The organism is Brumimicrobium mesophilum, assembly GCF_003025005.1.
Classification (GTDB): Bacteria; Bacteroidota; Bacteroidia; order Flavobacteriales_D; family Crocinitomicaceae; genus Brumimicrobium; species Brumimicrobium mesophilum.
Map to the genome: position 1 here is coordinate 73310 of NZ_PVSS01000010.1, position 13797 is coordinate 87106.

General features: G+C 33.9%; 12 protein-coding genes. 9 read left to right on the forward strand and 3 right to left on the reverse strand.

Annotated elements, in window-relative coordinates; all coding sequences use genetic code 11:
• Positions 1-10: 10 nt before the first annotated feature.
• Positions 11-535 (reverse strand): hypothetical protein, encoded by a 525-nt coding sequence (locus tag C6368_RS11420; protein ID WP_159038571.1) that lies wholly within the window; start codon positions 533-535, stop codon positions 11-13.
• A 137-nt stretch (positions 536-672) separates the two neighbouring features.
• Positions 673-2850, reverse strand: a complete 2178-nt coding sequence (locus C6368_RS11425; protein WP_107039345.1) for a choice-of-anchor L domain-containing protein — start codon at positions 2848-2850, stop codon at positions 673-675.
• A 329-nt stretch (positions 2851-3179) separates the two neighbouring features.
• On the opposite strand from C6368_RS11425, the gene C6368_RS11430 reads away from it, so the two are divergent.
• Genes C6368_RS11430 through C6368_RS11440 form a run of 3 tightly spaced genes read left to right on the forward strand, consistent with a single transcriptional unit; the run spans position 3180 to position 7089 of the window.
• Positions 3180-4568 (forward strand): dipeptidase, encoded by a 1389-nt coding sequence (locus tag C6368_RS11430; RefSeq protein WP_107039346.1) that lies wholly within the window; start codon positions 3180-3182, stop codon positions 4566-4568.
• 6 nt (positions 4569-4574) lie between these two features.
• Entirely contained in the window at positions 4575-5057 is a 483-nt protein-coding gene (locus tag C6368_RS11435) for an LEA type 2 family protein (protein ID WP_107039347.1), read from the forward strand.
• A 10-nt stretch (positions 5058-5067) separates the two neighbouring features.
• Positions 5068-7089 (forward strand): thioredoxin domain-containing protein, encoded by a 2022-nt coding sequence (locus tag C6368_RS11440; protein WP_107039348.1) that lies wholly within the window; start codon positions 5068-5070, stop codon positions 7087-7089.
• A gap of 145 nt (positions 7090-7234) precedes the next feature.
• Here the strand turns inward: C6368_RS11440 and C6368_RS11445 are convergent, their stop codons facing one another.
• Positions 7235-7597 (reverse strand): hypothetical protein, encoded by a 363-nt coding sequence (locus tag C6368_RS11445; protein ID WP_107039349.1) that lies wholly within the window; start codon positions 7595-7597, stop codon positions 7235-7237.
• 141 nt (positions 7598-7738) lie between these two features.
• Here C6368_RS11445 and C6368_RS11450 point away from each other — a divergent pair, with 141 nt between their 5' ends.
• The 6 genes from C6368_RS11450 (at position 7739) to C6368_RS11475 (ending at position 13270) form a co-directional block, all read left to right on the forward strand.
• Positions 7739-8323, forward strand: coding sequence for a ribonuclease HII (locus C6368_RS11450; RefSeq protein WP_107039350.1), 585 nt, complete (start codon positions 7739-7741; stop codon positions 8321-8323).
• Between the two features lie 110 nt (positions 8324-8433).
• Positions 8434-10602: a hypothetical protein gene (locus tag C6368_RS11455; RefSeq protein ID WP_107039351.1), complete on the forward strand. Its 2169-nt coding sequence runs from the start codon at positions 8434-8436 to the stop codon at positions 10600-10602.
• A gap of 17 nt (positions 10603-10619) precedes the next feature.
• Positions 10620-11450 (forward strand): hypothetical protein, encoded by an 831-nt coding sequence (locus C6368_RS11460; RefSeq protein WP_159038572.1) that lies wholly within the window; start codon positions 10620-10622, stop codon positions 11448-11450.
• Positions 11451-11509: 59 nt separating this feature from the next.
• Positions 11510-12349 carry a carboxylating nicotinate-nucleotide diphosphorylase gene (gene nadC, locus C6368_RS11465; RefSeq protein ID WP_107039353.1) on the forward strand — a complete coding sequence of 280 codons (840 nt, stop codon included), beginning with the start codon at positions 11510-11512 and terminating at the stop codon, positions 12347-12349.
• 15 nt (positions 12350-12364) lie between these two features.
• Complete coding sequence (locus C6368_RS11470) at positions 12365-12847, forward strand: hypothetical protein (RefSeq protein WP_107039354.1); 483 nt, start codon at positions 12365-12367, stop codon at positions 12845-12847.
• Positions 12848-12862: 15 nt separating this feature from the next.
• Positions 12863-13270, forward strand: coding sequence for a PaaI family thioesterase (locus C6368_RS11475; protein ID WP_107039355.1), 408 nt, complete (start codon positions 12863-12865; stop codon positions 13268-13270).
• Positions 13271-13797 lie beyond the last annotated feature (527 nt).

The following is a 13797-nucleotide window of genomic DNA, read 5'->3' on the forward strand; positions in this document are numbered from 1 at the left end:
AAAAGTGGATTTACTCTTCAACTAAGGGAAACATGGCTTTGTTTCTGCTTTTATTATATGCTCTCAAAGAATTTACATTTGAATCTAACCAAATCCTATTTATTGAAGAATGGTAACTTATATAATACTCCTCTTCTATCAATCTATTTCCAGCAATGTAAATTGCTCCTAAAGAATCATTATTATAAATATTAAAATTTAAATTATACTGAATAAACAAAAGACCATTTATTGAACTTGAATACTCCCCTAGTTCATAAATGGAATTTGAATCAGAGGTAAAGACAAAATTATCAGATTGTTTATAAAATTTATTCAAAATTTTTATATGATCTAGACTCTCATTCTTTTGAAGAATAAAACGCCTATGAGTACTAGATTTTTGAAAAGATGAGTCTATATATCTCCTTGTTATTATTATAGTATCCGTTTCAGCCCAATCTATTTCCTCCTTTTTAGAATCTCCATTCTCTTTTTGTTTATTGTCACAACTTACTAAACAAAGCGATACATATAATAAAATAATCAACCTCATAATTTTCGACATCATTTCAAACTACTATTAACGTCTTGAGCACAATATTATCTATATTTTTGAGCAATGTTATGACAAAATTCACAAAAAAAAGAGGAGCAACTTGCTCCTCTTTTAATGATTATTAATTAACATTCTTATTTATTCACCAATTGAACAAAACCATGTTCTTCTATGGTTTCACCATTAAAATCAATGATTTGGAATTTGTAAAAATAAGTTCCGTCATTACATTCAGCACCTGTGTTTTGCACCTGACCATTCCATTTAAAATCCACATCTGTACTTTCAAAAACAACATTTCCCCATCGATTTAGAATTACTATTTCTAGTGATTGTGCATTTTCAGCATTCAAAGTAAAGAAGTCATTTTGCCCATCCCCATTTGGAGTGAAAACATTTGGCATTTCATAACCTAAAGGAATAGTTACAACAATTTGCTTTGTAACCTCATCAGTACAAGATCCTGTTTCAGTAGTTAATGTAACAGTATAAACTCCCTCAGAAACATAAGTTGCAAATTGATCACTTAAATCATTAACTATATTCGATTGACCGTTTCCGAAATCCCAGAAATATGTAGTTGCAGGGTCAGAATTATTTGTAAAAGTAACATTTAGAGGAGCAAATCCTGATTGCGGTGTAGCGTCAAAATCCGCATTTGGTGGCGGTGTTTCTTCTAAGAAAATACTATCTCTGGTAGTACATACATTATCCGTAATTGAGAAATAATACCAGCCTGATGGTTTATTACCCCAAACAGATGCATTGGTAAATGCCGTTGATGATCCTGGACCTGTCCATTTAAATTGTGGAGTTCCTGTATAACCAGGTACATGACCATAGCCTACCACAATACCATTTTCCTCACCGCAATCTGCTGGTGTTTGAACTAAAGAATCGATTTTCAAAGTTTGATTTACCGTAATTGTTGTTGTATCAGTAAATTGAAAACCACAACTATCCGTTGACGTCACAATATAAGTATGGTCACCATTATTTAATGCTTCACCAAAAACATATTGTCCTGATTGTCCATTATTCCAATCGAACGTATAAGGAGGAAAACCATTTTCAGTCATTGCCCAGATTGGGACACTATCATTAGCACATAAAACCGTTGTATCGGATGCTGTTACAGTAGAAATTGGAGCGTCATCTATCCAAATCGTTCCCTCGGAAGTAATCGTATCACCACAAACCGTTACTGTTTGCACTTTTATTATTACAGACTCTGGACCTTCTACAATATTGTCTTGAATAGGACTAATAACTAACTCAATAGAATCTTGACCTGGTGCAAAAGTTAAAGTATTTGTAGCCGATAAGGGTGGATAATCTACACCTTCAATTGCAGTTCCAGACAAAGTGTATTCTACATCCAAAGCATTAGCCAATTGGTTTGGTGGACGAGTAAAATGAACTTTTCCTTCCATACAACCTTCCACTAATAATGAATCAGAATACCCAGTATTCGTCTCGATATTAATATCAACAACTGCAGATGAGAATGAGTTTGCTTCTAAGAATACTCCTGAATCTAACCCTGTATCTGAAACATTTGAAATTGCCAATTTTATATGAAATGTATCTCCGCACGTCAATGATGAATTTGCTGGCAACAATACAGTACTCCCGTTATAAGAATTCATTGGCGCCCCTGCAGCGGTATAAACAGGCGTGTATGACGTGGTAAAATAAACAGCATTTGCCGTCCAATTAGGGTCGACAGCAGCACAATTCGCAGCAGTTCCTCCACCTGTTGGCACACCTCCATTAACGGAATTAATTGCTACAGGAATATTTGGAGAGCCAGGAACAGTTGCTATATTAATAGCATTATTTGAGAAAGTACCATTGATTCCAGGTCCTGAAATGAAAAATCCAAATGCATCATTAAAGTTGGAACATGTATAACTTGCATACTCCGTTGATGAAAAGATATAATTGAAGGATAAAGTATCCCCAGAAGGTACAAAATCGAATTCTATAATTGAACCATTTGTTATAGCCCCTCCAATTATAGTTAAATCAGGGTCGCTAACAGTATTTGTTCCATTGGTATGCATTAAAACCCCACCACTAATCGGAAATGCAGGATCAGTATTCGTAAAGCGTTTTACCCCTTGTTGGGTCTGAAGTGCATTAGGTGCCGAACCATTATAGGTAATATTAAAAGCATTAATACCTGCCCCAAGTAAGACGTCCTCCACGGCTTGAGCAGGTGTCATAGAAGGTTGTATCAAATTCATTTGTTGAGATAAAAGGCCCGTACTTGTAAAAGCAAGCACAACTATAAGTATCCAATTTTTCATAATTTCAGTTTTGTGGTAATAATGTATAAGACGATTCCTTTCTTAGGAAAGTTGCATCATTCAGAATATTTCCTAAAAATTTAATAGAAAATTGATAATAATAAAACCAACTCGATAATAATTCTTTGAGTTTTCAATTCTATATGCCTCTATTAAGTTCGCATTAACTTAACAATACATACGCTATAAAGTGAATTCCAACTTTTAGAGTAACTCAAGTTTCTAAAGTAGAACAATGCTATAATACCATATAGTCGAAGGGATAATGAATCACCCAATTGACTTTACAAATCAGGATAATTTTCTAACTTTACGGAAAAAGAAATTCTATGAAAAACACACAAGACTTTATAAAAAATAACCAACAAAGATTTTTAGATGAACTTTTCGAGTTGTTAAGAATTCCTTCTGTCTCTGCTGACCCAGCACATAATGATGATGTAAAAAAAGGAGCTGAATTGGTTGCTCAACATTTGACTGAAGCAGGAGCCGACAAAGTAGAAATTTGTGCAACAGCTGGCCATCCAATTGTATATGGAGAAAAAATAATAAATCCTGATTTACCCACAGTTTTGGTTTATGGACATTATGACGTTCAACCAGCAGATCCAATTGAATTATGGGACTCACCAGCTTTCGAACCTGTTATCAAGAAAACAGAAATTCATCCTAATGGTGCAATCTTCGCTAGAGGAGCTTGTGACGATAAAGGACAAGTCTTTATGCACATCAAAGCGTTCGAAGCTATGAATAAAAGCAACGAAATGCCTTGTAACGTTAAATTCATGATTGAAGGTGAAGAAGAAGTTGGGAGTGAAAACTTAGGTGTGTTCATTAAAGAAAATACAGAAAAATTAGCAGCAGACATCATACTCGTTTCTGACACTGGGATTATTTCAAATGATAATCCATCAATTACAACTGGGTTAAGAGGACTGAGTTATGTGGAAGTTGAAGTGACTGGTCCAAACCGTGACTTACACTCTGGTCTTTATGGTGGTTCTGTAGCGAATCCAATCAACGTACTTTCGAATATGATTTCGCAATTACAAGACGATAAGCACAAAATTACTATTCCAGGATTTTACGATAATGTTGAAATTCTTTCAGCGGAAGAAAGAGCCGAAATGGCCAGAGCTCCCTACGACGAAGAAGAATATAAGTCTTCTATTGCAATAAAGGAGGTGCAAGGAGAAGAAGGATATACTACACGAGAAAGAGGTTCGATTAGACCAACTTTAGACGTCAATGGAATTTGGGGTGGGTATATTGGTGAAGGAGCAAAAACAGTTCTTCCATCTAAAGCATTTGCAAAAATATCTATGCGTTTAGTTCCTCATCAAACGCCTGAAGAAATTACAGCGAAATTCAAAGATTATTTTGAAAGTATTGCTCCTGATTCTGTAACAGTAAAAGTAAATCCTCATCATGGTGGACTACCTGCCGTTACTCCAATTGATTCTAACGGTTATAAAGCAGCCAGCAACGCAATGGAAAAAACATTTGGCAAAAAACCAGTTCCATTGAGAAGTGGTGGTAGTATTCCTATTGTTGCACTTTTCGAACAAGTTTTAGGGTTAAAAACAGTTTTAATGGGATTCGGATTGAACAGCGATGCTATTCACTCACCAAATGAACATTATGGTTTATTTAATTTCTATAAAGGAATAGAAACAATACCTTACTTCTTTGAAGAATTCACAAAACTAAACAAGTAATTTCCGATGAGAAATTTAAAATTCATTTTTGCAATTTTTACGCTACTTTTCATAGCAACAAGTTGTGTGGAAAACCCTCAATTTAAAGGTATTTCCAATTTCAAAATCGAAAATATAAATAGAGAAAAAATATCATTCAATGTTGATGTTGAAGCTTTTAATCCAAACGGATACAACTTAAAAGTAAGGAAATCAAACTTCAATTTATACATGAATGACCAATATGTTGGAAAGGCTTTTCTTTTGGAAAAATACAAGATGAAAAGAAAAACTACCACTTTGGATAATGTTCCAGTGGAGATATTGTTAGAGCCTGGAATAATGATGAAATTAATGAAAATTGCAATGGGAGGAACAGTAAAACTTCGCTTAGAAGGAACGCTTAAAGCTTCTGCAATTGGTATTCCAGTAAAAAAAGAATTAGACCAAACGCGAGATTTTGACCTCAAAGATTTAAATATAAATTTTGGTCAACTTCTCGGCTTTTAAATTTTACACTATGCCTAGGTTCACCAATGATTTAATTAATTCGAGCAGTCCGTATTTATTACAACACGCCCACAACCCTGTCAATTGGGTTGAATGGAGCGAGGCTGCTTTTGACAAGGCAAAGAAAGAAAATAAACTAATTTTAATTAGTGTTGGATATTCTGCTTGTCATTGGTGTCATGTTATGGAACGTGAAAGCTTCGAAAATGAAGAAGTTGCAGCGTTAATGAATCAACACCTCATCTGCATAAAAGTGGACAGAGAAGAACGTCCTGATGTTGATCAAATTTATATGAATGCCGTTCAACTTATGACACAACAAGGGGGTTGGCCACTAAATTGTTTCGCTTTGCCAGATGGTCGACCAATTTTTGGTGGAACATATTTTAAGAAAGAGCAATGGATGGACATCATTGAGCAATTGTGGAATACCTACAAGAAAGATAAAAAACGTGTTTTAGACTATGCTAAACAATTAACTGATGGAGTAATCAATTCTGAATTGGTTGAAGCCATTGATCCTATTCAAGAATTTGACCCTATCCGAATTAAGGAAATGGTTCAAAAATGGAAACGAAACTTTGATTTTGATGAAGGTGGAAATAACCGAGCTCCAAAATTCCCAATGCCCAACAACTATGAATTCCTTTTAAGATATGGTGTTCAGAACAATGACCAAACGGTTATTAAACATGCGCACAAAACCATAAGAAAAATGGCTTTGGGTGGTATTTATGACCAGCTAGGTGGTGGATTCTCTCGTTACTCAGTAGATACGCTTTGGAAAGTTCCGCATTTTGAAAAAATGCTTTACGACAATGGCCAACTTTTATCTGTTTATGCCAAAGCATATCAACAATCAGGCGATAAACTCTATAAAGACACAATTGACCAAACCATTGATTGGTTATTGCGAGAAATGAGACATTTAGACCATGGATTCTATTCTGCGCTTGATGCAGATTCAGAAGGTGTAGAAGGAAAATTTTATACTTGGACAAAAGATGAATTGATAGAATTATGTGGAGATGATTATGAATGGTTTTCAGAATTCTACAACGTGAATCCAATTGGATATTGGGAAGAAGGCGTATATATATTATTGCGTTCTCATACCAAAGAAGAATGGTGTGAAATTAAAAACATTGAATTAGACGTTTTTATAAAGCAATTAGAGAAAGTTCATCAAAAATTGAACTCTATTCGCAATAAAAGAATTCGCCCAGGATTGGATAATAAACAATTAACTGCATGGAATGCCATGGCCTTAAAAGGACTGATCGATGCTGGACTCGCTCTTCAAAATCCTTTATATATCCAAGAAGCCAAAAACACAGCAAATTGGATATTGAAACATCAATTGAATACCGAAACAGGTCAATTGTTCAGAACACGAAAAGATGGGGTTTCAAAAATAAGTGGATTCTTAGAAGATTATGCCAATGTAATAGATGCATTTATTTCACTTTATGAAGCCACTTTTGAAGATGTTTGGATTAAGAAAGCTTCTGAATTAATGAAGTTTTCAATTGAAAATTTCTTTGATGAAAATTCAAAGATGTTTTTCTTTACAGATAAAGACACAGAATTAATTACACGAAAACTTGAAGTAAACGACAATGTCATTCCTGCCTCAAATAGCATTATGGCCAGAAATCTTTTGAGTTTGAGTAAACTTTATCATTCAGAAGACTATAAAGATATGGCTCAACAGATGCTTTCAAATTTATATGAACAATTATCAACTTACGGCTCTGGTTATTCTAACTGGGGAATGTTAGCGCTTTCTTTTACCAATCCATTCTTTGAAGTTGCCATTACAGGAGAAGACGCTAAGGAAAAACGATTTGAATTAGGCAATAGCTATATTCCAAATGCCATTTTTGCCGGCGGTAAAGAAATAACAATCCCATTTTTACAAGATAAATCATTTACGAAGGAAAGCACTTTTTATGTGTGTGAAGACTTTTCATGCCAAGCACCAACCCAATCGGTTTTAGAAGCCTTAGTAAAGTTGAAAAATGTAAAATAGGGTTTTATTATCATTCTCCGGAAGAATTACTCAAAAACTGAGCTGAAGATAACGCGAAATAAACGCAACACCACTTTAACTTTGAGAGTAAAGCATAAAAAAAGCTCACCAAAATGGTGAGCTTAATTAATATATTGAATTTGATTTATTCTAAAAAGTTAGAATAGAATTCCATAATTGTATAATCTTTTCCTTCGAAGTTTACAGTTCTAACACCAGTTGAAAGCAAAAATCTTGTTATAACTCTTCTCGCTTGTTCTTCCTGATCAACAATATTAATTTTTGCTACCTTACTATCAGTGCTAAAATTTACAGTAAAATAATCAGTGTAATACTGAGCAGATTTTTCAACCACTTCATTAGTTACTTCACTTGGCATTTTAAACTCAACAACATTATCAGAAAGTTTCTGTTTTAAAGTTGCTGCTGTCCCCTCTACCATTGCTGTTTGAGCGAATCCAATACTTGCGAATAATGTTATTGCGAATAGTATAATTAATTTTTTCATAGTTCTACGTTTAATAAGAAGACTAAATATGAGGATAAAAAGTTGCTTCTACAATAAAATAGTCTTCTTTTTTTATTTCTATAAGTGAATAATCAAACCCTATGCCAAATAAATTCATCACATTTGCAAAAATTACAAAAAATGAATCCTTTTTTTAATCCTACAAAAATTGAAGCGGGTTGTGACGAGGCTGGAAGAGGCTGTTTGGCTGGACCTGTGGTAGCTGCAGCAGTTATTCTTCCCTTAAATCATGGTATTGATGCACTGAATGACTCAAAGCAATTGACTGAGAAAAAACGACAAGCACTAGTTCCACTAATTAAAGAAAAAGCACTTGCATATGGAATTGCATTTGTTGATCAGGTTAAAATTGATGAAATAAACATTTTAAATGCGAGCTTTTTGGCAATGCACAAAGCTGTGGATGTATTAAAAATTCGACCAGAACTTCTTTTAATAGATGGAAACAGATTCAATGAATACCCTAGTATTAATCATGAATGCATTATCAAAGGAGATTCTTTATATCAAAGCATTGCCGCAGCTTCGATTCTAGCAAAAGAAGCACGTGATGACTTTATGAGAGCTCTGCATTTAAAAGAACCGGTATACAATTGGCAAAAAAACAAAGGTTATCCAACCAAATTTCACAGACAAGCAATTTTGGAAAACGGAATATCAAAACACCATAGGAAGTCGTTTAGATTATTGCCAAAAGTTGAGTAAAATGATTTTCAATCAAATTCCCATCATATAAAACAATAAATCGTTAATAAATATCCACAAAGCTTCGCGATTGTTTATTTTTAAACTTTAGTTTTGAAAAAAATAGATGAATGAAACGTTTTCTTCTTATTAGCATTGTTATTGGCGCATTAATCTGGATAGGTTATTCTAGTTATGAACTATGGTTAAACACCGACAACACAATTACTCCAGAGCATGTATTTTGTGATCAAGACAAGTCAATTTTATTGATTAATAAATACAATGAAACTAAGGATGCAAACTATTTTACTTCCATTCAAGAAAATCCACTGGCTTTATCTCTAGCTAACTTAGACTCTATTAATCATCTAGATTTGAAGGTCTATGCAAGTGGAAGTCGACCAATTGTAATTTTCGAAAAGCAAACACGTTGGAAGAAAGATGAAATTGAGCTTATTCAATCACATTTTAAACTCAATGATTTAGATTACAAAAATGAAGGAGGTCATTTAATGATTTCTCAAAACTATGTTCCTTGTAAGCAAGAAGAACCAATTGCCTTTCTAATTCAAGGTGACAAAAAAGCATCTGCAAACTTCTGGATTAATGAGGATTCTCAATGGAAAAGAACTGATGTTTACAATTTGAATAAAGGTTTTTTTGAATATAGATCTAGTGATCCTAGAGCGGTTTTTGGACAAGCGATTCAAGATATTCCACTTTTCGCTTCGGTTATCCCCTATTCAAGTTCTTCTTATTTATTTAAAGAGCGATTTTATGCTGCTGCAAAGGATTCTATTTTCAAAAATGGACCAATGAACTTATGGGTTGACAATGGATTTGTGACTTTGGACTATGAAGGTCATGATGTTCTTGTTAGTGACTATCGCTCTCAGCAAAAGCCCAGTTTAATTTTAATTGAACAATCAATATCGGAAGATTCCGTCGATGTAATGGACGACATGCATTCATTTAGTGGATTTCAATTAACCGAAGATTTTCCAGCAAAAAGAAACGGTCGAATTTACGTGATTGAAATAGAAGACAAAGTATTATTTGTCGATTCAAAAAGCACAGCGCGTAAAATATTAGTAGATTATCAATTAGGGAAAACGCTAGCATTGAGTCCTGAGAGACAAGAACAGTTTTTTGGTGGACTACCATCACACGTAAACTTTAGAGATATTTCTGCAGAAAAAAAAGCAAGTTTAACCTGGAAAGACAAATTACTTTTTGAGGTAAACACACAACCACCAAACGAACAATTAAGCGTTAAAGACAAAACAAATTGGTCAGCTTCTGTAGATCACGAACCATTCAATTTAGTAACCATCACAGACCATTTAAGAAAAGGAACTTCTGTTTTTAGTTACAGTAATTCCGGAAAATATGAATTGGTTAGTCCGAATGGAAATACGGTTTGGAAAGGTGATATAAAAACACCAATCAAAGGAGAAGTTCAAGTAATTGACATTTTTGACAACAATAAGCTTCAATTTTTATTCAGAACAGAAAAGCAAATTCACTTATTGGACTTAAATGGAAACAGTGTTGGTGGATTTCCTTTTAAGACTGATCACGCTATAACAACTGGTATTAGTGAATTTGTTTGGAATGGAACGAAACGCTTTCTCTTCGGAAACACAAAGGGCGAAATCATTATGCTCAATAGTTCTGGTCAAGAATTAAATGTTATTCAATTAGGCAACGAAGCAATAACTTCTACCCCATTCGCACTAAACATTAGAGGAAATCTTCGTGTTTGGGCTTTAAACTCAGATGCTCAACAGTTATTGGGTTATTTAGAAACTCCAGCCAAAGCAAGTAAATTGGGAAAAACTAGTGCGCAATTTTCTATAAAACATGATGGAACCGTGATTTCCTATTTCGAGAAAGACAGAAAAGTTTACAGTCAAACTTTAAAATCTAATGGAACAAGTGGGAATGTTAAATTTATAGATGACGGAAAATTATTTAGTGTTAATGCTGAACGAATCGTTATTGCAAAAAACAATAATTATAAGGTTTTGAATCACAATCACAGGATAATTTTCAGCAAACAATTCCCTTTCAACGAAGTAAGTAGCTTCAATTATGTTGGAGAAAAATCGATCGTTACAGCACTTGATTATATGCAGAATAAAATTCATGCCTATCAAAAAACTGGTGTAGAAATAGAAGGTTACCCAAAAGAAGGGCGTAATCAATCATTTTCTGCATATAATAAATACGATAAGAACTTGTATACCTATACAATTATTTCTCAGTCAATAATATGCTTCAAAAGTAAATTATGATCCTAAAAATCAAACAAATGAAGAATATATCATTACTTTTCACAGTTTTAATAATTGGAATATTTTTTAATTCATGTGATCAAAAAGTCAAAGAAGAGCTACCTGAAGTTAGCAAACAACCTGTTCAAAAAACGGACGATGGAAATTCTTTCTTAGAGGAATATCCCAACGCAAAAAAAATGAAGGAAATAGATGCTAGACTAAATCCTGAGAATAGTGTTGAATCCTTAGCTTGGCAAAAGCAAACTAAAAACGGATCTGAAACAGTTCAAGTTGTGGCCTACCTTAATGAGGATGGCCTACCTATGAAAATAACTGAATATTTTATCGAAGGAAATTATAAACCAGATGGCCAAAGACATTATTATTTAGAGAACAATAAGATGATAGGTTTTATGGAAGGAGCTAGTATCTGGTTGGATTCCACTACTGCAAATTATGCGGAAAAAAGAACGATTTACAATGATTTAGAACCTGTAATTACTCAAGTTCGATATGCGGACAATATAGACCGAATAGAAGGTGAACAATGGAAAAATATCCGTCAAGAACACCATTCACTTGAAAAAGTAAACAAAATTCTAGCAGGAGCTGACGAATTTGACCCGCATTTTATAAGCGTAGTTAAAAGCGAACAGTTGTTTTTAATTCTTGGTGAACCTAAACCACAAACTGAAGAAAGATACACAACTGCTGTGAGAGTGGATGAAATGACTCCATTTATTACTGATTTATTAGATAATTTAGACAAATATAAATTTAGACCTGTCAATTTAACTTTCAAGGTTGTTGGCGGAAATAATTTACCAGAATACAGAGTTTTGACCGACATCGCTTGGAAAGAATAAGCAAGTGCTCAAAATAATTTAAAAAAACTTAGGTTCAAAATTCTGACTAATTTTACATTATGATTGATAAAATAATAAAATTCGCTTTCGAAGAAGATATCCAAGACGGAGACCACACCTCACTTTCATGTGTTCCAGAAAATGCTTTAGGAAAAGCGAAACTTCTTGTTAAAGAGGATGGAATAATTGCAGGAATAGAGTTGGCAGAACGTATTTTCAATTACTACGATTCAGAATTAAAAATAACTAAATTCATTAACGACGGAGATAAAATCAAAGTTGGTGATATTGCATTTGAAATAGAAGGGAAATCTCAATCTATTTTGGCAACAGAAAGAATAGCCCTTAATTTCATGCAAAGAATGAGTGCTATTGCCACGCAAACGAGAAAAATAGTTGATTTAATAGATCATACTGATGCAAAGTTATTAGACACTAGAAAAACCACTCCAGGAATAAGAGCCATTGAAAAATGGGCTGTAAAAATTGGTGGAGGTCACAATCACAGATTCGGTCTTTATGATATGATCATGATCAAAGATAATCACATTGATTATTCTGGAGGAATTGAACCTGCTATTTTAAAGGCAAACGAATACATTTCTGAAAAGAATTTGGATATCAAAATTGAAATTGAAGTGCGTGATGAAAAAGAGTTGAACGAAGTTTTAGCCATTGGGAAAGTGGATAGAATTATGCTAGATAACTTTACACCTGAAGAGATCAAAGCTGTTTTACCAAAAATCCCTTCACATATTGAAACTGAAGCATCTGGAGGAATTACAAAAGACAATATTAAAGGATATGCAGAAACTGGAATCAATTTTATTTCTTCAGGTGCACTTACGCATTCTGTAAAATCCATGGATTTAAGTTTAAAAGCAGTTTATACTAAATAATTTACAAAAGAAAATATGACTCAAATTTCAGAGAAATTTATTACCGAAGCAACATTAAAAATTGATGGGCTTAATGAAGATGGTTTAGAAAAATTATCCGAAGCGCACGTTCTTGCTCAAGAAGTTTTCGTTGGCTACATTTTGTCTTCAGCAGTTGAATATGAAAATGATCATTTACTAGACTACATGATTTATTATTTCAACATTTTTTCTGAGGCCTTGACTTTACAAGGTGTCAAAATGAATAAGATTGATGAAGCAATGATCGATGAATTTCAAGAAGAATATATTGCGACATTGGATGAATACATGGAAACTGATGATGAAGATTTAATCGGAAGTTTGTGTAATCAACCTATGATGGTTTCATTTTTACTACATGAAATAACGGGTGAAGATGAAACAGGTGAAGTTATGGAGGAAGATTTAGCATCTCACGTATTTATCGTTGGTGTTGCCTTAATTGCTTTGATGAATAGAGCAATAGTGAGAGACTAAATAATAAAAAAAATAATGGAAGCAAAAGCGATTGTTCAAAAAATGATGGAAAAGGATGCCTTTTCACAGTGGATGAACATTGAAGTGATTGAGATAGAAGCTGGGTTTTGCAAACTGCAATCCAAAGTTCTTCCGGCAATGGTCAATGGATTTAACATTGCACATGGTGGAATTTCTTACAGCCTTTCTGATTCCGCACTCGCTTTTGCTGCCAATGCTCACGGAAAACAATGTGTGAGTATTGAAACTTCCATTTCCCATACTCGACCTGCCAAAATTGGTGACACCCTAACCGCAACATGTAAAGAACTAAATCGAGGAAGAACAATCGGAATTTACGAAGTTATTGTAACGAACCAAGAAAATAAAAAAATCGCGCTTTTTAAAGGAACAGTCCATATTTCGGAGCGTGATTGGAAATAAATAATTACGAATTACGAATTTCTTAGATGCCACGTGTGAAGTTATTCTGTTCTTAATATGAAAAATGACAATAGCAGGTGCTGTAAAAAGTCTCTATAAGTGATGCAATCAATTTCAAATTCAATTCAGTAATTAATTTCATTTCGAAGTTTTCCTCTCTTTCTCTTTCTGCTCTTCACTCCTGCTCTGCCTGCGTTTTAGCGCATTGGAATCTCCACTGATTTAGTGACACTTTTTTTAAACTCACATCGTTGTTATAGCGCGAGATCAGTAGGACTTTTCAAGACGAGCAGTTTGTTTCTCACCAACCACGGGCTGAAGACCCAGTTTACTCCAACAGAATGCAACGCGTTCGGTTGAATGTAACTCCTGTTCACTGCGCGCTGAAAGTGCAGCTCAACTCTCCCACTAATTTTAAAGTCAAAAAAGGAAGTCAATTATTAAGATGCCTCCAGATTTTGATGAGATGAAAATTTCAATTACCAGGCGCTGTAAACAAACCACAAGTAAACTTTTCAATTCTAAAT

What these genes read in the sequence shown, in the direction of transcription:
- C6368_RS11420 (WP_159038571.1), bottom strand. Translation starts at nt 535, where the DNA reads ATGAGGTTGATTATTTTATTATATGTATCGCTTTGTTTAGTAAGTTGT.
- C6368_RS11425 (WP_107039345.1), bottom strand. Translation starts at nt 2,850, where the DNA reads ATGAAAAATTGGATACTTATAGTTGTGCTTGCTTTTACAAGTACGGGC.
- C6368_RS11430 (WP_107039346.1), top strand. Translation starts at nt 3,180, where the DNA reads ATGAAAAACACACAAGACTTTATAAAAAATAACCAACAAAGATTTTTA.
- C6368_RS11435 (WP_107039347.1), top strand. Translation starts at nt 4,575, where the DNA reads ATGAGAAATTTAAAATTCATTTTTGCAATTTTTACGCTACTTTTCATA.
- C6368_RS11440 (WP_107039348.1), top strand. Translation starts at nt 5,068, where the DNA reads ATGCCTAGGTTCACCAATGATTTAATTAATTCGAGCAGTCCGTATTTA.
- C6368_RS11445 (WP_107039349.1), bottom strand. Translation starts at nt 7,597, where the DNA reads ATGAAAAAATTAATTATACTATTCGCAATAACATTATTCGCAAGTATT.
- C6368_RS11450 (WP_107039350.1), top strand. Translation starts at nt 7,739, where the DNA reads ATGAATCCTTTTTTTAATCCTACAAAAATTGAAGCGGGTTGTGACGAG.
- C6368_RS11455 (WP_107039351.1), top strand. Translation starts at nt 8,434, where the DNA reads ATGAAACGTTTTCTTCTTATTAGCATTGTTATTGGCGCATTAATCTGG.
- C6368_RS11460 (WP_159038572.1), top strand. Translation starts at nt 10,620, where the DNA reads ATGAAGAATATATCATTACTTTTCACAGTTTTAATAATTGGAATATTT.
- nadC (WP_107039353.1), top strand. Translation starts at nt 11,510, where the DNA reads ATGATTGATAAAATAATAAAATTCGCTTTCGAAGAAGATATCCAAGAC.
- C6368_RS11470 (WP_107039354.1), top strand. Translation starts at nt 12,365, where the DNA reads ATGACTCAAATTTCAGAGAAATTTATTACCGAAGCAACATTAAAAATT.
- C6368_RS11475 (WP_107039355.1), top strand. Translation starts at nt 12,863, where the DNA reads ATGGAAGCAAAAGCGATTGTTCAAAAAATGATGGAAAAGGATGCCTTT.